Annotated in this window: 19 protein-coding genes and 3 pseudogenes; 15 read left to right on the top strand and 7 right to left on the bottom strand. The window is 66.8% G+C overall.

Features of this window, described 5'->3' with window-relative positions; all coding sequences use genetic code 11:
• Positions 1–574: 574 nt before the first annotated feature.
• Positions 575–1,109, top strand: a pseudogene (locus Pdca_RS25490) (transposase); the annotation flags it as partial.
• A 39-nt stretch (positions 1,110–1,148) separates the two neighbouring features.
• On the opposite strand, the gene Pdca_RS25495 reads toward Pdca_RS25490, so the two are convergent.
• Entirely contained in the window at positions 1,149–2,633 is a 1,485-nt protein-coding gene (locus Pdca_RS25495; RefSeq protein WP_125911562.1) for an ISL3 family transposase, read from the bottom strand.
• 169 nt (positions 2,634–2,802) lie between these two features.
• Here Pdca_RS25495 and Pdca_RS25500 point away from each other — a divergent pair.
• Positions 2,803–3,522 (top strand): annotated as a pseudogene (locus Pdca_RS25500) (IS256 family transposase); the annotation flags it as partial.
• A gap of 219 nt (positions 3,523–3,741) precedes the next feature.
• Positions 3,742–4,296: a sugar O-acetyltransferase gene (locus tag Pdca_RS25505; protein ID WP_085916650.1), complete on the top strand. Its 555-nt coding sequence runs from the start codon at positions 3,742–3,744 to the stop codon at positions 4,294–4,296.
• A 346-nt stretch (positions 4,297–4,642) separates the two neighbouring features.
• On the opposite strand, the gene Pdca_RS25510 is transcribed toward Pdca_RS25505, so the two are convergent.
• The 3 genes from Pdca_RS25510 to Pdca_RS25520 form a co-directional block, all read right to left on the bottom strand.
• Positions 4,643–5,284, bottom strand: coding sequence for a hypothetical protein (locus Pdca_RS25510; RefSeq protein ID WP_125911563.1), 642 nt, complete (start codon positions 5,282–5,284; stop codon positions 4,643–4,645).
• A 420-nt stretch (positions 5,285–5,704) separates the two neighbouring features.
• Positions 5,705–6,283, bottom strand: a complete 579-nt coding sequence (locus tag Pdca_RS25515; protein WP_085916652.1) for a hypothetical protein — start codon at positions 6,281–6,283, stop codon at positions 5,705–5,707.
• 335 nt (positions 6,284–6,618) lie between these two features.
• On the bottom strand, positions 6,619–7,554 hold the full coding sequence (locus tag Pdca_RS25520) for a restriction endonuclease (RefSeq protein ID WP_197719825.1): 936 nt from the start codon (positions 7,552–7,554) through the stop codon (positions 6,619–6,621).
• Between the two features lie 597 nt (positions 7,555–8,151).
• On the opposite strand from Pdca_RS25520, the gene Pdca_RS25525 reads away from it, so the two are divergent.
• The 4 genes and pseudogenes from Pdca_RS25525 to Pdca_RS25535 all read left to right on the top strand — a co-directional run bounded on the left by Pdca_RS25525 (position 8,152) and on the right by Pdca_RS25535 (position 11,485).
• Positions 8,152–8,826, top strand: coding sequence for a hypothetical protein (locus Pdca_RS25525; RefSeq protein ID WP_125911564.1), 675 nt, complete (start codon positions 8,152–8,154; stop codon positions 8,824–8,826).
• Positions 8,798–9,016, top strand: a pseudogene (locus Pdca_RS38115) (helix-turn-helix domain-containing protein); the annotation flags it as partial. The gene Pdca_RS25525 and the pseudogene Pdca_RS38115, both read left to right, overlap by 29 nt.
• A gap of 222 nt (positions 9,017–9,238) precedes the next feature.
• A complete protein-coding gene (locus Pdca_RS25530) occupies positions 9,239–10,003 on the top strand; it encodes an ImmA/IrrE family metallo-endopeptidase (protein WP_232021193.1) in 765 nt (254 codons plus the stop codon).
• 42 nt (positions 10,004–10,045) lie between these two features.
• Complete coding sequence (locus tag Pdca_RS25535; RefSeq protein WP_085916655.1) at positions 10,046–11,485, top strand: hypothetical protein; 1,440 nt, start codon at positions 10,046–10,048, stop codon at positions 11,483–11,485.
• Positions 11,486–11,778: 293 nt separating this feature from the next.
• Here Pdca_RS25535 and Pdca_RS25540 read toward each other — a convergent pair whose 3' ends face one another.
• Genes Pdca_RS25540 through Pdca_RS25550 form a run of 3 tightly spaced genes read right to left on the bottom strand, consistent with a single transcriptional unit; the run spans position 11,779 to position 14,155 of the window.
• Positions 11,779–12,600 carry a phosphotransferase gene (locus Pdca_RS25540; protein ID WP_010228058.1) on the bottom strand — a complete coding sequence of 274 codons (822 nt, stop codon included), beginning with the start codon at positions 12,598–12,600 and terminating at the stop codon, positions 11,779–11,781.
• Positions 12,597–13,289 carry an HAD family hydrolase gene (locus Pdca_RS25545; protein ID WP_010228060.1) on the bottom strand — a complete coding sequence of 231 codons (693 nt, stop codon included), beginning with the start codon at positions 13,287–13,289 and terminating at the stop codon, positions 12,597–12,599. The genes Pdca_RS25540 and Pdca_RS25545 overlap by 4 nt, the downstream gene beginning before the upstream one ends.
• Positions 13,286–14,155, bottom strand: a complete 870-nt coding sequence (locus tag Pdca_RS25550) for a winged helix-turn-helix domain-containing protein (RefSeq protein ID WP_010228062.1) — start codon at positions 14,153–14,155, stop codon at positions 13,286–13,288. Before Pdca_RS25550 ends, Pdca_RS25545 begins: the two co-directional genes overlap by 4 nt.
• Before the next feature lie 128 nt (positions 14,156–14,283).
• On the opposite strand from Pdca_RS25550, the gene Pdca_RS25555 reads away from it, so the two are divergent.
• The 8 genes from Pdca_RS25555 to Pdca_RS25590 all read left to right on the top strand — a co-directional run bounded on the left by Pdca_RS25555 (position 14,284) and on the right by Pdca_RS25590 (position 18,365).
• Positions 14,284–14,685, top strand: coding sequence for a hypothetical protein (locus Pdca_RS25555; RefSeq protein ID WP_050802327.1), 402 nt, complete (start codon positions 14,284–14,286; stop codon positions 14,683–14,685).
• Positions 14,682–14,945 carry a hypothetical protein gene (locus tag Pdca_RS25560; protein ID WP_085916656.1) on the top strand — a complete coding sequence of 88 codons (264 nt, stop codon included), beginning with the start codon at positions 14,682–14,684 and terminating at the stop codon, positions 14,943–14,945. The genes Pdca_RS25555 and Pdca_RS25560 overlap by 4 nt, the downstream gene beginning before the upstream one ends.
• A gap of 272 nt (positions 14,946–15,217) precedes the next feature.
• The gene (locus Pdca_RS25565; RefSeq protein WP_085916657.1) at positions 15,218–15,406 is read left to right on the top strand and encodes a hypothetical protein; all 189 of its coding nucleotides are present in this window, start codon (positions 15,218–15,220) and stop codon (positions 15,404–15,406) included.
• A 4-nt stretch (positions 15,407–15,410) separates the two neighbouring features.
• Positions 15,411–15,761, top strand: coding sequence for a hypothetical protein (locus Pdca_RS25570; RefSeq protein WP_010228070.1), 351 nt, complete (start codon positions 15,411–15,413; stop codon positions 15,759–15,761).
• A gap of 1 nt (position 15,762) precedes the next feature.
• Positions 15,763–15,951 (top strand): hypothetical protein, encoded by a 189-nt coding sequence (locus Pdca_RS25575; protein WP_010228072.1) that lies wholly within the window; start codon positions 15,763–15,765, stop codon positions 15,949–15,951.
• Between the two features lie 97 nt (positions 15,952–16,048).
• On the top strand, positions 16,049–17,488 hold the full coding sequence (locus Pdca_RS25580) for an FtsK/SpoIIIE domain-containing protein (RefSeq protein WP_085916658.1): 1,440 nt from the start codon (positions 16,049–16,051) through the stop codon (positions 17,486–17,488).
• Positions 17,488–17,703, top strand: coding sequence for a hypothetical protein (locus Pdca_RS25585; protein WP_085916659.1), 216 nt, complete (start codon positions 17,488–17,490; stop codon positions 17,701–17,703). Before Pdca_RS25580 ends, Pdca_RS25585 begins: the two co-directional genes overlap by 1 nt.
• Positions 17,700–18,365, top strand: a complete 666-nt coding sequence (locus Pdca_RS25590) for a hypothetical protein (RefSeq protein WP_232021195.1) — start codon at positions 17,700–17,702, stop codon at positions 18,363–18,365. The genes Pdca_RS25585 and Pdca_RS25590 overlap by 4 nt, the downstream gene beginning before the upstream one ends.
• Positions 18,366–18,409 lie beyond the last annotated feature (44 nt).

Consider the following 18,409-nt stretch of genomic DNA (forward strand, 5'->3'; position numbering starts at 1 on the left):
CGCACGGCTCTGGTCACGGCCACTTCAGTGTGAAGGGGTCGACGCACGACCAGCCTGTGTCGTCTGGTAGTTGGGGCGGCCTCGGTACGTGTAGCACTACCGGACCGGACGTCGATGAGCCTGTGTGACCCATCCAACCTCGCCGGGCCAGTACGGCCCTCGGCCCGCTCCTCCTGCTACCCCTGCGCGGGGGCAGGTGGCTCTGTCTCGCGAGTCACGTCCGATGCAGGCTCTCCGAGCGGTCACCTACGTGCTGACCAGCCTTGCCTCCATCACGTTCCTCATCATCACTCTCTGGACAGCGGTCAAGATCAACCAAATCCAGAGAGCGATCGACGAGAGCCCCCTCGGCCAATTCTCCTCCCTCACCTCCAGCCCTCCCGGCGGGCCGAGCGAGCTACAGCAGTTCTGCTCCACGTATCCGACAGCGACGGGCTGCTGACCGGGGGCTGTAAGAACATCGGTGTAACTCCGATCAAGGAGTGTGGACCCGATGACAGACCTGGCAGACGAGCCGGTGGTTGACCTCGACGCGGTAACCGACGGCCCGGCCGAGGGTGCAGGCCCAGCCGGGCTGGACCCTGTCGATGAGCAGCTGATCGCCCAGCTCGCCGGCCGGGCACGGGCGAACGGGCTGGAGCTGACCGGGGAGAATGGTCTGCTCGCGCAGCTGACCAAGCGGGTCCTGGAATCCGCTCTGGAAGGTGAGATCACCGATCACCTCGGCTACGAGTCCCACGACCCGGCCGGCCGTGACGGCGGGAACTCTCGCAACGGTCACCGGTCGAAGACCGTGCTGACCGAGGCCGGGCCGGTCGAGCTCGATGTGCCCCGGGACCGGGACGGCTCGTTCACCCCGAAGATCGTCGCCAAGCGGCAGCGCCGCATGTCCGGGGTCGACGAGCTCGTGCTGTCGCTGTCGGCGAAGGGCCTGACCACCGGGGAGGTCCAGGCTCACCTGGCCGAGGTCTACGGCGCCCAGGTGTCCCGGCAGACGATCTCGACGATCACCCGACAAGGTCATCGAGGCGATGGTCGAGTGGCAGAACCGGCCACTCGACCCGGTCTACCCGGTGATCTTCATCGACGCGATCCACGTCAAGATCCGGGCTCTGGCGCACTTCGCGTGATGGTGCGCGAGTCTGGACTCAGCGGGCGTGGAGGACGCGGGTGCGGAGCAGGTCGAAACCGGCTCGGCCGAACATCTGCCGCTTCAGCATTTTGATCTTGTTGACGGTGCCCTCGACCCGTCCGGAGCTGTGCTCGAGGGTCAGCCCGGCTTGGACGGCGTCATGGTCGCGGCGCAGGTTGCGGGCGAACCTGGCGATCGGAGCGATGTCGTCGAGCTCGACCGTGTCGACCCAGGCGTCGAGCTCGTGGCCGGTGCGGCTGGTCATCATCGTGGCGAATCCGCGGACGTGGCCGGTCAGCCTGTCCAGGCCGGGGTCGGCTTTGCGTAGCCGGGCGAGCCGGACAGCGTCATCGGTGGCCAGCCGATCGGGGTGGGTCATGATCCACGAGGTGACCTCGCGGACGGTCGGGGGTTTCGGACCCGGTCTCGGGGCATGGCCACGACCGTGACGGAACCGGCGCAGGTAGCGCTGCACCGCCAGCTCGCCGCCCGGGTAGCCGAGTGCGGCGATCTCGTGGAACAGGGCTGTGGCGTTGCGCTCGCCCTCGTTCCAGCGCCGGTGTAGGTGTTCGACGTAGTCGTCGACCAGGTGTGCACGTTGCTCGGTCTTGGCGGTCAGCTCGTGCGACGAAGTGGCGTCGGCGAACTTGCGGACCGTAGCCGGGTGCAGTCCGAGCCTGCGTCCGATCGCCGCCTTCGACATACCTTGCGCCCGCAACTGCTGGACGGCCTGGTAGTTCTCGCGCAGCCGGGTCACGATCCGCTTCTCCGGGACCGCCTGCACCACCCGTGGCTCGGAGGCCGGAGCCTGCGGTAGGACAGGGTTGGCCGCGGCCAGGACACCGCGGCGGGCGAGGAGGACCTTCTCCACCGCCTCACCCAGATTCCGCCACAGATGCCACCGGTCGGCGACCTGGATCGCCTGCGGGGCGCCCTGTCGGGCGGCGTCGGCGTAGCCGCCGGCTCGGTCCCGGCAGATCACCTCGACACCTGGCCGGGTGCGCAGCCAGTCCGCGAGGGTCTCGGTCTCCCGGTCTGCGAGCAGGTCGACCGGGGCGCCGGTGAGTACGTCGATCAGCACGGTGCCGTAGATGCGGCCGCGGCGCAGCGCGAAGTCGTCGACCCCCAACACCGCCGGCGTCGCGGGCTCGGGGTCGGGCAGGCCGTGCAGCAGTCTCAACAGCCGGTCACGGCTGGTGGGCATGCCCAATCGGGTCGCCAGCCGGGCTCCCGCCCGACCCGCCAGCATCAGCGCAATTTCGGTCAGCATCTCCCGTAACAGCGAGGTGATCCGGGCGCGCGGCGCGGCAAGCCCGTCCGGCTGCTCGACGAACGTCCGCGCCGCGCACTCGGGGTTCGCGCAGAAGAACCGCCGCACCCGCAGCCGGACCCGCACTGCCCGCCCGGCGATCGGGGCGTCGGCCAGCAGCCGCTCATAACGCGAATGCACCCGCCTTGACGACTGCCTGCACCACGGACAGGCCCCCTCCTCCGCGGTCATCCGGGCGAGCACCACCACCCCGGCACCGACGTCCTCAATCGTCTGGATCTCGACCGAGTCCAGATGCGGGAGCAGCTGCGTAAGATCACATTCAAGTGATCTTGCTCCGTCGCGGACCAGAGACCGGGAGCCACGCCGGACCGCCGATCACGCGAAGTGCGCCAGAGCCAAGATCCGCGACGGGAAGGTCGCGAACCGGCCCGTCTATGTCGCGCTCGCGGTGACCTGTGAGGGCCGCCGGGAGATCCTCGGGCTCTGGGTCGGGGACCCCAGCAGCGGCGGCGAGGGCGCGAAGTACTGGCTGCACGTACTCGCCGAGATCCGTAACCGCGGCGTCGGTGACGTGCTCATGGTTGTCTGTGACGGCCTGGCGGGGCTGCCGGATGCGATCGGCGCGGTCTGGCCCGCCACTATCACCCAGACCTGCGTGGTGCACCTGCTGCGCAACAGCTTCCGCTACGCCGGCCGCCAGCACTACGACGCGATCGCCAAGGCCCTGCGACCGGTCTACACCGCACCCACCGAGGCTGCGGCGACCGAGCGGTTCCTGGAGTTCTGCGAGGCCTGGGGTGAGCGGTATCCGGCGATCGTGCGGCTCTGGGAGAACGCCTGGGCCGAGTTCGTGCCGTTCCTGGGGTTCGACGTCGAGATCCGCAAGATCATCTGCACGACGAACGCGATCGAGAGCGTGAACGCCCGGATCCGGCGGGCGGTCAAGGCCCACGGGCACTTCCCGAACGAGGCCGCCGCGCTCAAGTGCGTCTACATGGCGATCATGAGTCTCGACCCCACCGGCACCGGGCAGCACCGGTGGTCGATCCGCTGGAAGCCCGCCCTGAACGCCTTCGACATCGCCTTCGACGGACGCCTGTCCGCCGGACGCACGTAACCCGACCAACCTCAGTTACACCGGAAACTTGACAGTCCCGCTGACCGACCACTTGGAGATGTACTGCCGCTGGGGAAATGCCAGCCACTCGAAACGCTGAGAATCCAGGCTTTGACCTGCAGGTTCAATGGTCGGAGCGGGTCGTCGTTGGGCGTCGCCGGTCGGGCTGGTTTGTACCGGATTTGTACCCACTGGCTGGAGCGACGCAGGATCGGACGCGTGGGAGAACACAAGCAGCTCATGCTTCGGAACGAGTGGTACCTCGACGAGCACGACCTGGTCGAGGACCGGCGCCGCTGCTGGCGTCTCCTCGACCGGTTCAACGCCACCGGTGCCGATGACGACGACGAGCGCGAGTCCCTCCTCCGGCGGCTCGTCGGACAGCTCGGCGACGGCGCCGTGGTGATGCCCCGCTTCCAGTGCAGCTACGGAACCCACATCACCTTCGGCGACCGCGTCTTCGTCAACCACGACGCTTTGTTCATGGACGACGCCACGATCGCCATCGACGACGACGTCCGGATCGGACCGCGGACACAGCTCCTCACAGCACAGCACCCCGTCGAAGAGCACGAGCGTCGGCGCGAGGGCTGGGAACGCCCCCTGCCCATCAGCGTCGGGAGCAACACCTGGCTCGGCGCCGGGGTCATCGTCTGCCCCGGCGTGACCATCGGGGCAAACACAGTCATCGGTGCAGGCAGCGTCGTGACGCGCGATGTGCCTGACCGCGTCCTTATCGCAGGGAACCCGGGCCGACTCGTCCGCGAGCTATAAGGGGCCACGTCTACCGACCATCGCGATCGTCAACATCGAGCCCTCAACCCGCGGAGACAAGATCCACTACTTCCGCCAGCGCCCGATACTTGCCGTTACCCCTCGTGCGCTGCGCAGACCCGCAGGCACACTTGCCACTGGCTCCGGTTCGTCGTCGGCTCCTGCCGTTGATCTCCGGGGGTACTCCGGGGCAGCTCCACTCCCCCGCGCCTGCCGAGTGCCATCCTGGAGACAGTGAGTATCCTGTCCGCCCGGGAGGCCCGCAGTTGATCCCTTGCCTGCCAGGTACTTGCGACGGCATCCGACATCGACCGTTGGAGCCATTCGGGCGGGGCTTCTCGTCGTGTCAGGGCAGATCGATGGTGACCGCAGTGCCGTTCGAGTCGAAGTGCGACTTGTACGTCAACGATCCGTCGCTGGACTTCAGGTCGAGAGTCAGAGCGCCCCGGTACTTGTTGGCGGGGGTCATGACGCTCAACGTGTCGTCCTGCGGGACGCAGTAGGCGGTGGGGGCGTCGACCGCGTTGTCGGTGTAGCCGTCGGCGCCGGTGAACGTGAAGTCGTGTTCGGTGGGGTAGCCGATCTTGTCGGGCTGGAAGTCGGGCGTGGTGGCGATGTCCATCGAGACTGTGACGAAGTGCCCTCGCGCCGGCTGGGACTCCTCGGACAGGTACTTGGCCGATTCGGAGCAGTCGGCGTCGACATTGATCGCGGTGAACGCGGCGTCGAACATCTTCACGCCGGTGCTGTCGTAGACGTCGAAGCGCTGGTTGAGTGCAACGTGTTCCGGGGTGGTGACCGCCGCCTGGTTGGCGGCGCCTCCGTCGTAGTCGGCAGCTTCGGGCGGGAGCACATCGCAGTAGGCTGCGGTGACCTTCGAATACTCCACGTACTCCGGCGGTGCGTCGTTCTCGAAACCGGTGGTGGTCAGCGATTCCGGGTAGGCACACATCGCAGAACCGCTGGCGATGATCTGCTGGTCGGTCATCATCTCGACGTCGGCCTCTGGAAGGACGCCGCGGATCTCGGAGACGTACCCCTCGGGGGTGTGGGGTGCGGCGCAGGCGACGGTGAAGCCGCCGGCGAGGACGAGTCCGAGGACGGCCGAGGTGAGAACGCGGTACGAAGTAGTCACGTACCTCCAATCGGCCGATCGGAGGCGGCGGTTACCGTCTGACCTGCACATACCCAGATTTATTGACCCGGGACCTGCTGGGTGCGGCGTCCCGGAATGTGCGGCTAGGGTTCCGCCCGGTGCCCGGCCCGACAAAGTAGTCACGTACCTCACCTGGGTCGGGCACCGCTGGGGGTCGAGCCAACCTCCACCCAACACGATCGCCCCGCCTCCCACGCCGTACAGGCGCCGGAGGCGGGGCGTTCTTCGCGTCGCAGACCAGCGCGACCGGGCCTACCCGCCGCAGACCGAGGCGACCGGGTTCTTCACGCACGTGTTGTACTCCGCCGATCCAGGCGCGTAACCACCACCGGTCGGGGCGAGGCCGTCAGCGATCCGCTGCCGCTGCGTGGCTTCGCTGGGAGGGCCAGGGTTCCCTGACCACGCCTGCTGCTGGGCGTACTCCCGCTGAGCCTGCTCCTTGGCGGCGTTCAGCTCCGGGCAAGCCTTGTTCACGATCAGGTTGCCAACGAGTCGGGCAGCGGCGTGCGGCTCGCACGTAAGGGCCAGCCCACCAGTCGAGGCCTGCGACTCCTCCGCAGCCTTCACCTTCCGGACCTGTTCCGCCGCTGCCGCCTTCCTGGCCTCCTCAGCTGCCGTCACCGCCTGGGCCGCGTCCGCGACCGCCTCTGCAGCCACGCCGCGCAGGGCCGGAACCATCGACACCGCGCTCATTGCGCTCACCGAGGCCGGAGCCTGGGCGATGACGCTCTCGGCGGTGGCCGGGGTAGGCGTGACGGTCGCCATCACCGTTCCAGCGACGACGGAGACGCCGACGACGAGACCGGCCAGGGTGCGGGTGATCGTGTTCATGGGCTGCCTTGTGTGGGTAGCGGGATCCGGGCTCAGCGCCGGTGTCTCTTACCCGACCCATCGGCCCGTCGGATGTCGCGTTACCTACCTCTGACCATGCTCAGCAGTTTTGCTGAGGCGGGTCTCGAAGGCTTGCACGGTCGGTGCCCAACGTTCGCCGTTACACCCCGTGCGCTGCGCAGACTCGCGGTCACGTCTTCCGCGCAGTGCGGTCGGTTGCCACCTTCTGCCGGTGATCCCCGGGGGTAACCCGGGGCGGTGCCGCTCCCCCGCGCCTTCCGAGAGCCATCCCGTCGACCTGTCGCCAGACCGACCGCACGGGCGCCCGTGGGCGGCTACTCGAAATAGTCCTCGTCCAGCTTGACGACCGTGTACGTCTGTACTGCCTGAACGCCAACCCCGCGATCAATCATGAGGTTCGTGAACCGCTCCCCATCTATCAGGACCACCCTCGCGTTGACAGAGCGCGCGTAGTCGAGGGCCTCACGCGAAAAGGTGCTCGTGGTGATGAAGACACCTTGAGTGGCCTGTTGACCATGAAGGGCACCGACGAAGCCCTGCACCTGAGGCCGGCCGACGACCGTGTCTGAGGCATATCGCTTGGCTTGGACATAAATGCGAGCCAGACCCAGAGGGTCCTGGTCGATGACGCCGTCGACCCCGCCGTCCCCACTGCCACCGATCCGCCGGGCGCGCTGCTCGGCCCCTCCGTAGCCCATCGCGACCAGCACGTCGAGGACCGACTGTTCGAGGAAGTCCGGGCTCGCGGCGCGCAATCGTTCGAGCAGCTGCGTGCTGACCTCCGTGCGGAGTCGGGCAGTACCGGCTTCGATCTGTTCGATCGGGTCAAGCTCGGTGCTGTGCTGGCTCGCTTCCACCGCGGTGGTCGCCGGGACGTACACACGCCGGGCCGGGACGTGGTCGCGGTACGCCGGGATCTGCCTCAGGTGGACCTCGTCCAGGCGGTGCGGGTGCTTGGCAAGTAGGCGCCGCCCAACCTCGGACACGGTGTACGACCCACGCCGCGGACGATCCAGCGCTCCCGCTCGCGCCAGCGACGAGACCGCCCAACCGACGCGGTTCCGAAAACGCTGCTGCCCGGAGTCGAGGACCTCGGCCCGTTGAGCTTCGGTGAGCTGCACATGGTCAGCGACACGATCCTGCACCTCGCGAGCCTGGACGGTCTCGCCGTTCTTGAGGACCTGCAGGACAGGGAGCAGGAAGCCGTCCCATGTCGGCATCTCGCTAACAGGCTGCGAAGCATCGACCACGCGGGGCAGGCTATCTGCGTGATCCAACAGCTCGCGAGTTCGTGACATTCGGACTGGCAGGGACTCGTTCGTCCCGAAGCAACGAGGGCGACCGGCCGAACGGCCCGAACGCGCTGGTCAGAAGGCTGCGTGTGTCCGTGGACGTCCTGGCGGTTCCGGGCTCGTTCGCCTCGATCGTCACTCAGTTCGTCACGCACCCGCGCCCGGTGTTCGTGTGGCATCCCGTCGACCTGGGCAACGCCCCAACCGCGCGTCGGCCCGGGGGCGGCCCTCGACGCAACCGCCGGCCGACCTTGTCCAGCTTCGCCCCCGGGACGTCGTGTGGTAGCCCTTCGGGAGGTCGTCGGGATGCCACACCCCGGCCATCCCGGAGACCAGCCCGCCCGGCGAGGGCGTCAGCGGTCGTCGCGAGACCGAGACTCGCCAGGGCGTACGAACATCATATCGCGCTGACGTGCCTGGTCCGGGTTGGCGGGTAGACCCGTGGCCGCGCAACGTTCTCGACCCGATCACCGGCCAGCCCGAGCCAAGCGTGCCATCAACTTTTTGGACCTCAGATGAGGTAGGTTAAGTTGACGACTCGCCCTAGGGGGACTGTTGGCCGCGCACGACTACTTGCCCGCCGAAGCCAGCGTCGACGACTGGCAGGCCTGGGCTGACGAACAGCTGGCGCCGCTCGGGCTCAGCACAGTCCTGCTGCAGGCCGCGGCCGAGGCCGGGCGAAGGCGTCAGGAGAGTGCCAGTCCGCTAGCTCCTCGCGCCACGCCCGGACAGGATCGCTGGAGCGAGACAGTCGTTGTCTTCAGAGAACGCACAGGCTGGGAGATCGATGACCAGGACGGCCTGCCGAAGACGATCCACCCGTCAGGGGCGTTCCAGGTGGTCGTGACGACAGGTCGGGGAGGAGTGGGATCTCTGAAGGCGGCTAGCCCGACTCCAAAGAACGGCCTGGGAGCAGTCGTTCGAGCGCTGATCGACCGCCGACCTTTGACTATTCCGATGATGAACCGGCGCGGTGAGCCGATAGACGTTGAAGAGTACAACGAGCCCGAACTGTGGCTGTTTTTGACCGACTATCACGACGGGATGATCTACTCCGAGTTGTCTTGTCCATCGGCTCGGCAAGGGGACGAAGTTGTCGAGTACAGAAGGCGGATCCCGCTGCCTCCTGTCGCGTTCGAGCCGGCCTCGGACGTCGACCTCCCGCCGGTGGAAGCGCCCGATGACGACCCGCATACCTCACATGTGGTTGACGTGGAGCCGCTCGAATAGCTCGGCATTGAGGAAGGATGGAACAGTGGTTGTCTCCCCCTCGCGACTTTTGCTTGCGCGGAAGCTGCGTGGACTGACGCTAGCCGACCTTAGTCGGCAAACAGGCCATAACGTTCAGACGTTAAGCCGTTACGAGAATGGTCGGCAAGAACCGTCGGCAGAAAGCGTTGAGCGCCTGGCGACGGCCCTCTCTCTGCCGGAGGGGTTCTTTTTCAGAAGAGAGGTCGATGGAGTCCCGGTCGATGCGGTCAGCTTTCGAGCGTTGACCAAGACGCCTGCATTTCGGCGAGACCAAGCGCTAGCTGGTGGCGAAGTTGCCGTAGAGATCGCAGATTGGATAAACGCACACTTTAGAGTTCCGTCGCCAAACCTCTTATCGGTTGGTCTTCCGGATGGCTCTAGCCTCGTCGCCGTGGAGGAGGCAGCGCTTCGCGTTCGTCGTCATTGGGAACTCGGATCAAGACCTATCACTAATCTCCTACATTTGTTAGAGTCTCGTGGTGTTCGCGTCTTCTCGCTTGTTCAGGAGGTGCGCGATGTCGATGCTTTCTCATTCTACCGTCAAGGTATTCCGTATATCTTCGTGGATACGGGGAAGACGGCGGAACGGCAACGATTCGACCTTGCGCACGAGCTAGGTCATCTAATTATCCACCAGGGAAGTGAACGCGTTCATGGGCGAGAGGCCGAGAAGCAGGCCGACCGCTTTGCCGCCGCGTTCCTGATGCCCCGCGAGGACATCCTTGGGCAGAGAATGCGCAACGCTTCAGTAGAGCGAATTCTTGCTGGACGGCGACGCTGGCGAGTCTCCGCAATGGCTCTAACTCATCGACTGCGTGAGCTTGGTCTGCTCACAGAATGGGGATACCGCTCGTGCTGCGTCGATTTGTCGAACTCAGGATATCGTACATCTGAGCCGGGAAGTCAACTGGTGGCTGAGACGTCGCAAATGTTGGAAAAGGTCTTCGCTCACCTACGTGCCTCTGGGGTCGGGATGCGCCGGATAGCGAACGATCTGCATCTGACCACGCGGGAGTTCAATCGCCATGTGTTTGGCCTAGTTCCGACCGTAATCGGCGATACGTCGCAGGTTCGCAGCATTGAAGGGGTCACGCCATTGCAAGCAGCTAATGATAGAGGCAATCTGCGGCTTGTTTCCGACCGGAGTTACACCTGAAGACCAATTGAGCCTGTTCGTAAAGTTTGGCGAGGTGGAAGCATGTCCGAGCTTGAGCGGCCAACCAGGCCCGGAGACCTTGTAGGCGCGGCTGAAGTCGGGGATGGCCTGATCCGCTTCCAGGAGATTCTACTTGGGCAAATTGAACGTCTCGGACTCCCGTCCGAAGGTGTACTAGTAAGTACACAGGAGCGTCAGCGGATACTTAAGAACGTTGACGATGCCTTGGCCGGACTGAGCGATGCTGATCGTGCTCGTGCTGCGTATGTCAGCAAGATGATCGCGGCGGCGGCTGTCGGACTCTTCGATGCGGCACTGAACTATCTTTGGGACGAGACGGTATCGGAACTTCGGCGCAGAGTCACGGAGTTCGACCTCAAGTACTTTTTCGACATTGCCGTAACGTCGCCCGACAGGCGCAAGAAGTTGTCGACTGCTGAGCACCTCGTTGAGGTAAACGATGTCGATCTTATTCGTGCATGCAATGAGATCGGTCTATTGGATACAATCGCTGCAACGGAGCTTGACCACATCCGTTTCATGCGGAATCATGCGTCGGCCGCCCATCCAAATCAGACTTCAATAACAGGACTTCAGCTTTCGGCGTGGCTTGAGACGTGCGTTCGTTATGTTTTGACTTTGTCCTATGACCAGATCACTGCCGAGACCCGCCGTTTGCTATCAAATGTGCGGTCGACAAATCTCGACCCCTCACGTGTTCGAGAGGTAACGGCTTTCTTCGATGACCTTGACGATCGGCGTGCCCAATCTCTGGCTGCTGGCTTGTTTGGCTTGTATGTTGATCCCGACAGGACTCCGACTGTCGCCGACAATGTCCGATTGCTTTGGCCCGAGATTTGGCCCCTACTTGACGATGACTCGCGTTATAGCTTTGGGAACAGATTCGGGCGATTTGCGGCGAACGCTGATGTAGGGCAAGCTTCGGCGAGCCGAGAACTGCTTGACTTCGTCGGCGGCCAGTCATACCTGCCGGAGGTGACTCGCCAGGCAGAAATCGACGCAGCGGTTGATGCCCTGCTCATCGCGCACCAAGGCTTTGACAACTTCTATAATGAGCCTGGCGCAGCGCGTGTACTCCACGAACTAGTTGGCGACGGTGCCCACGTACCGGATGGAGTGGCGCCGAAGTATGCGAAGGCAGTGACAAGGGTATTCCTAGGAAACGGGCACGGTGTAGCCCATGGCGCACTGCCGCACTACGAAGAGATGATTCGTGGCTTTTCATCGAGTCAGGCCAGTAGGGCTTTGCGCATCTTCGACCAACCTGAAGTAGCAAGCGTCCTTCGCTCCAGCGTCGGACAAACCCAGTGGGTTGAGCTTATGAAATTGCTTGAACCAAAGCTCGTCAGTCAGCGGTCCCGTGACCTTTTAGTCGATATCCGGAGTTTTTCGGCGTCGCCTGACAAACTGGGCCAGGACTCGAACATTAGGCGGCGACTAGCTGCATTCAAGGCCAAGTAGAGTATAGCGAGCGTTAGTCGCATGGGCGGCATATATCTTGGCTCGTCGCTATCTTGGATTTGTGTGGCATCCCGCCGTCTATGGCCTGGGTAAGGCCTACGTGGCGCGCTGGGCTCGGGGACCGGCCGGAGGCCGCACGCCGCGAGCCCAGCTAGCGGCACGGCGCCGGAGGCGCCGTCTTGATACCGAATGGAAGGTCTAGACACAGCGTGCGCTGCCGCCGTTGTCGTGTCCCGGCTGATGCTTGACGTTCCGGTCTCACCTGATGCTTGACGTCCGGACAGCCGCCGGGGTCAGACGGTCGCGGCGTCGGCGACAGTCACCCATGAGTCGGCACGCTCGGGGTCGTTGCCGCTGGACAGCGCAATGCTGCGGGCGAGCGCTCTGGCGGTGTCCAAGTGGTCATCGCTGAGCTTCAAGGCGAGGACGGCGATGTCGTAGGCGGCTTCGCCGCTCATCCCGCGAGGGTCGATGAACCACAGCTGGGAGGCGCCGTGGAGCACGTTAGGTGGTGACAGGTCGGCGTGGCACAACGCGGCTGACATGTCGGCGGCGAGCTGATCAAGAGCGACGGTCGCTGCCTGACGGACGGCGGCGGGCTCGGGACCTCGGTGAGGCGGCTGGTCATCAGACGGCGGATCGGTGAGACGCGCACGAAGCCACGGCACAATGCTGGGCAGCGATGGCAGCCCGTCCTCGACGGAGAGGGTGCGCAGCATCGTTGCCACCCCCGCGAGATCCGAGGGCTTCGGCTCCTGCTCGGCGAACGATGTCCCGGGTTCGACGACGTCCATCGCAGTCCACATGCCCGTAGCGGTCTTTCGCAGCAGGTGGACGACGGGCGCGAGGCCGGCATGCGCGAGTCGGTCGAGTACGGCGGCCTGGTGGACGGCATGCGGGTCGGGACTCGATCGCAGGACCAGGCGTGCGCCGGAGTTGGACGTCGCCTCGACCACGTGGGCGGATCTGGCGGGAAACGTCCGGCCGGTCGGCGTCACCGCGAGCGCGGCGCAGACGTCGGCCAGCTCCTCGGACAGGGTGTCGGTCCACGCGGGTGCGAGGTCAGGCCATCGCGCGTGTGCGGTCTGGGCGACGTCGGGACGGAGCGTGGTCACGGGCGTAGCGCGGTCGCGATGGTGTGCATGTCGTCGACGACGAGCAGGGCATCCGCGTCGGTGAGCCCTTCGGCGCGCTCGGGCCGCTTGGCGTAGCCGATGCACGGCACCCCGGCGGCGACCCCGGCGAGTGCATCGGTGATTGAGTCACCGACGAACACCGCGTCGGCCGGTGCCGCTCGGGCGATATCCAGCGCTGCGTGGAGAAGGTGCGGGTCGGGTTTCATCTGCTCGGGGTGCCCGAAGGGCCGGCCGATGATGTGCGCGACGTGCTCGGTCAGATCGTGGCGGGCGAGGTAGGTCCGGATGGCCCGCTCTGAGTTGTTGCTGACCACCAGCACCGTGCGGCCGGTCGCTACCACGGTCCGGATGAGCTCGTGCGCTCCGGGGGCCGGCTCAGCCACCGCAGCGGCCCGGGTCTCGTGCTCGATCACATGGGCCTCGACATCGCGACCGGACTCGGGCGAGTGGCGGTATGCGACGCGGAGCAGGACGAGCGGGTCGTCGGTGCGGACCTCGGTCAGATCGATGCCACGGACGGTGGCGAACTGGCGGACGGCGGCGGCGACGTCGGGTGCCGGATGGCCGGCGAACAGGTGCGCGACGGGGCCGTCGAAATCCAGCAGCACGACGCGGGCGCCACGGAGCAGGTCGACAAGCTGTGTGTGGGTTCCGGTCGGGAGGGTCACCGTGGATACTCCCGGGTGATCGTGTTCCACACGGAGTCGAACCAGGTGCGTGCCTGGGTGACGTACTGGGGGCCGTTGCTGGTCTCGGCGTCGTCACCGGTGGAGAAGTGGAACAGGGTCGCGTCCTTGCCCATCGGGTCGAAGATCGGCACCTGTTCCTTGTCGATGGTGACGGTGTGTTCCAGGACGGGGTAGAAGCCGAAGAACGCTTCCTCGTCGTTGAGCAGGTAGAGCTTGAACAGGGGTGCTGCGCTGTGCGCGCGGACCTGGGCCGTCGCGGTCTTCACGAGCCCGAGGCCGGCAAGCTCCTGCACGCCGTCGGTGATGCTGTCCACGGCGCGGCGGGTGATGCGGTCTGCGCGCGTGCGGACGGCGGGGTCGTCGGCGGCGGTGTCCGCCCGGCACGGCAGGGCGAGAGGTGCGCCGGGGTCGGACAGCATGATCCGGATAGCGATGGACTCCGGGGTGAGTCGTCCGGCGCGAACCTTGTCCAGGACCTCGGACAGGGTGCCCGCGAGGGTCTCGCCGGAGAACCCGGCGAAGTCGATGCGCACGTCGGGGCGCTCGAACGCGGCTTCGATGTGCGGGCGCAGCCCCACCGGTAGCTCGGTCTGGGCGCGGACGAACACCCCACTCCCCTGCCGGCTGATGAGCAGCCGCTCGGCATAGAGGGGACGCAGCGCTGCCTTCACGGTCTCGCGGGCGACGCCGTAGCGCTCGGCGAGGTCAGGCTGCGAGGGCAGCTTCTCCCCCGCCTTGAGCTTGCCGAGCTTGATCGCGGCGCGGATCTGGTTGGAGATCTGCTGCGACGGGGTGCGCGGATCCTCCGGGTCCAGATGCGCGAGGAACTCGGCTGGCGTGCTCATGTCACCACGGTATCGGTCTGCTGACTAGCCCGGCTAGCCATCTTCCTTATCCACGGTTGACATGACTAGTCAGGCCAGTCACCCTGATATGGCTAGCCAAGCTGGTCAGGTTAACGAAGGAGTGAGTGATGAGGGATCTTCCGGTGGTGCTCGACGGCTTCAAGCTCACGGTGGTGGAGCCACCCGCACCCAAGACCCGGCAGGACGCGAACGGCGCCGAAGTGCCGGTGACCGACCGGGACGGCGTTACGCAGTTCGTGGTGTCGCTGTTCGCGAAGCTCCAGGTCCAGGCGGGCCAGCGGGCCCCGAAGGGCGAGGAGATCAAGGTGACCCTGACCGCCGACCCGGGCGAGGGGTTCCCGGAGGACGCGCGAGTGCAGCTGATCGACGCGAAGATCAACCCGTACTCGATCGAGTCGCCGGACGGGCGCACGGTCTCCGGGATCGCGTTCAAGGCGATGGGGCTCAAGCACGCCACCCCGGCCCCGATGCCGGCACGGCGGGGCAAGGACGACGGGGGCGAGTCGTGACCGACCGCCCGGACTTCCTGCCCTCCTCCACCGTCTCGGTCGGGATGCACTTGTACGAGACCACGACGTTCGCCACGCACCTCTACCCGGACGACGACCGAGTCACCGTCGACGCGGCTGGGTCGGGCGGCACGGTGACGCTGTTCCTCGACCGTCCGGAGATCACCCGCCTACGCGGGGTGCTGGAGCAGGCCGAGCAGGACCTGACCGAACAGCAGCAGAAGATCGGGGTCCGCGCGATCAGCGGACCGGCCGCCTGACCCGGCCCATTCCTTCCGGCCGGAGTGCTTTCCGGCGACTCCATGGCAGTTCCAAGACGGGGACACCTGTGTCCTCACATCAAGGGGTGAGCACCAATGACGTGCACGGAATGCAGCGGTAGCCGGGCTTGCGACGAATGTGATGGCTACGGCCATTCGATCGCCGGTGACGAGTGCGGCGAATGCGGCGGGTCGGGGGTGTGTCCGCACTGCTGGGGACACGTCGACCTGACCACCGAAACCAAGAACAGCGAGATGGAGGAGGTACTGCGATGACCACGACCACGAAGACCCGTCCCCGCGCCACCACCGGTGTCGGACGCCTCGTGCGACGCCTGGAGATCGAGCGGCGTCGCTGGTCGCGTCATGACCATCCGGTGATCCCGACCGAGCAGGCGTGGCAGGCCGGGGTCGCCGAGGGCCTCCGGCTGGCCCAGGTCGCGATCCGCAAGGGGGTCTGAGGTCATGGCGCTCAGCCTCGGGCCGCGGGACCGGATCAAAACCCTGCCGAAGGTCAACCGGCGCGCGCTGCGCAAGTACGGCGAGTTCTGGCGGGCCCTGCAGCTGGTCGGCGACGCCCTGACCGACGCAGAGAAGGTCGCCGCCAAGGCAGGCGACAGCGGCAGGGGCAAGCAAGGCCGGACCGCCGGCAAGGGCACGTCAGCGAAGGCCGGCGGCGACGGCCAGCACTGGTCGCACGCCTCCCCGGACGAGATCTCGGCGGCGGCGAAGAAGTCGCACAGCTCGCTGAAGGTGATGGCCAGTTCGGCGAAGAAGTGGGAGGCCGAACTGGTCTCCCGGGAGTGGAGGAAGTGACATGTCCAAGGCCGTCGACCGCACCGTCGAGGAGTTGGACGCCGCGATGCGGGAGTTGCGCCGGTCCCTGCACGGGATCCCGTATCGCACGGGTGGGTTCAAGAACACCCACGACAACCTCGCCCGCGACGTCGCCGTGTTGACCGTGCATCTGGATTCGGCGCGCGGCGCGTTGCGCGCACAGAAGTGACCACCCGGGTGGTGGGGTGCCCGCCGAGATGGATTCTTGGCGGAAACACACGGCGGGCGCCCCGCTACCCGGTCTCGATTCGTGAGGACTGGTAGCAATGAGCAAGCGTAGTAGCTCGGCAACTCGCATCAACGGCCCCGCCCGGCACGGCACCCGGGCCACCCGGCCACCCGGCCGCGAGTTCCAGGCCGCCGCCTGGCTCGCCCGACACCCCGGCTTCATCGCCGCCCCACTGCTGGGGCTCGGCCTCGCGCTCAGCCTCGGCCCGCTCATCACCGCCGCCGCTCTCGCGGTCCTGATGGCCGGTGTGGCCGTGTGGGGACGGGCGCACCCGGCCAGCTTCGACCGGTTCGCCGCCCCGCACCTGCGGGCCGCCTGGCGCCGTTGGACCGTCTACCGCGGTCGCCGGTGGACACAGCTGATGTCGGACTGCGGCCTGACCCGCGAGCACCGCCACAGCGGCGAACAGCTCGTCCCCCGCGTGCTCCGGGTCCGCTCCTCGTCGTCGACGATCGACACCGTCTACGTCCGCATGGTCCGCGGGCAGGACGTCGCGTTCTGGCAGGAACGCGCCTCTGTTCTCTACGAGGCGTTGATCGCGCACCGGGTGGCGATCACCCGCCACCGGCCGGGCGTCGTCGCGGTGGTGATCGAGTGGGAGCTGCCCTTCACCCGCACCATCCCCGCGCCGGACATCCCCGAACAGGCCGACGACGTCGACCTCGGCGCGGTCGAGATCGGCGACAACGAACGCGGCGAACCCTTCACCGCGCCCCTCGTCGGCGGACACCGGCTCGTCGCTGGCGCCTCCGGGTCCGGGAAGGGGTCAATCCTGTGGTCCACACTGCGCGGGGTCGGGCCGTGCCTGCGCGACGGGGTCGTGCGGGTGTGGATGGTCGACCTCAAGGGCGGCGTGGAGACCGAACAGGGCGCGCCGCTGTTCCACCGCTACGCCACCTCGATGGCCGAGGCCCTGGAGCTGTTGGCCGAGTTCCGCGATGCGATGCGGGATCGGCAGGACGACATGCGCGAGCAGAACATCCGCGCCTGCACCCCGAGCGCGGCGACGCCGGTGGAGCTGTTGGTCATCGACGAGATGGCCATGCTCACCGCCTACGGCGACCGCACCAGTGTCCGCGAGGCCCTGCGCCTGCTGGCCGAGGTCATGACCCAAGGCCGGGCCTCGCTGTTCGCCGTGCACGGCTACCTGCAGGAACCCTCCAAGGACGTCGTCGACGTGCGGGAGCTGTTCACCCAGCGGATCTGCCTGGGCGTCACCGCCGCATCCCATGTCGACATGGTGCTCGGCGAAGGTGCCCGCGAACGCGGGGCGCTGGCCGACGAGGTCCCGGGCGACGCCCGCCACGCCGGGATCGGCTTCGTCATCGACCGCGGGTCGCGGCTCCCGGTCCGCTTCCGCGCGGCGTTCGTCTCCGACGACGGCATCGCCGAGCTCGTCCAACGTTGCGCCCCGCCGCTGGACGCCGACGTGATCGGCCTCCACAACGACGGCGACACCGAGCGGGGGGCGGCCTGATGCGCACCACCATCGTATGGGCCCTGCGCACCTGGGCCAAGCTCACCCTGCTCTTCGCCGTGATCGTCGGCGGGACCTGGCTCTACCTCGGATCGGCCTCGGGCTGGTTCTGGATCGTGACCGGCGGCGCGCTGGTGGCGGAGTGGTACGTGATCCGCCAGCTCGCCCGAGAGTGGTCCTGGGAAGCCCGCGCCACCTGGTGGTGGTCAGCATGACCGATCAGGCCGGCACCGTGCAGGACGCGCTGTTCGGCGATCCTGTCACCGTCCAGCCCGACGACCACGGCCCGGCGGCGACGCAGGACCCGCGCGAGGTCGCCCGCATCGTCGGCCTCGCTCACGACCCGGGGCTGTTCCTCGTCGAGCGCTCCGGACAGGTCCTGCGGGCCGACCCTGCCCGCCCTGGCTGCGCGGACGCGCTCGCCCGCCACGACGGGGACACCGTGGTCCAGCTCCTCGACACCGGCCACCTCCGGCTCGGCGGCACCCACCACGTCCACCACGCAGGCTCGGAAGGACCGGCCCGCTCCGTGCTCGTGCCCAAGCAGACGCGCGACATGGTGTCCCGCTGGGACCACCTGCACCCCATCCCCACACCAGCCCGGGCCTCCGAGCCGAAGAAGGTGCCGCAGCGCTCCACGGGACTCATCGGGGTCGATGTTGTCGAGCCGGGCAAGGCCCTGGTGTGCCTGGGCCACACCGGCCAGGGCGGCACTGTGCTGCGCGAGGCCGGCCGCTACCGGGTCGAGAACGACCACGGCGCACTCGTCGGTCACGCCAGCTCCTACCGGGCCGCCGCCCGCCTGCTCGCCCGCTACCACGGCTACACGCCGGGACCGGTCGAGATCGAGCACGAACACCGCGCCCACCGCCGGTAACCCGGCCCGGCCTCGCCGCTGTGCGACCAGCTCCCGGCGGGGCA

The organism is Pseudonocardia autotrophica, assembly GCF_003945385.1.
Taxonomy (GTDB): Bacteria; Actinomycetota; Actinomycetes; order Mycobacteriales; family Pseudonocardiaceae; genus Pseudonocardia; species Pseudonocardia autotrophica.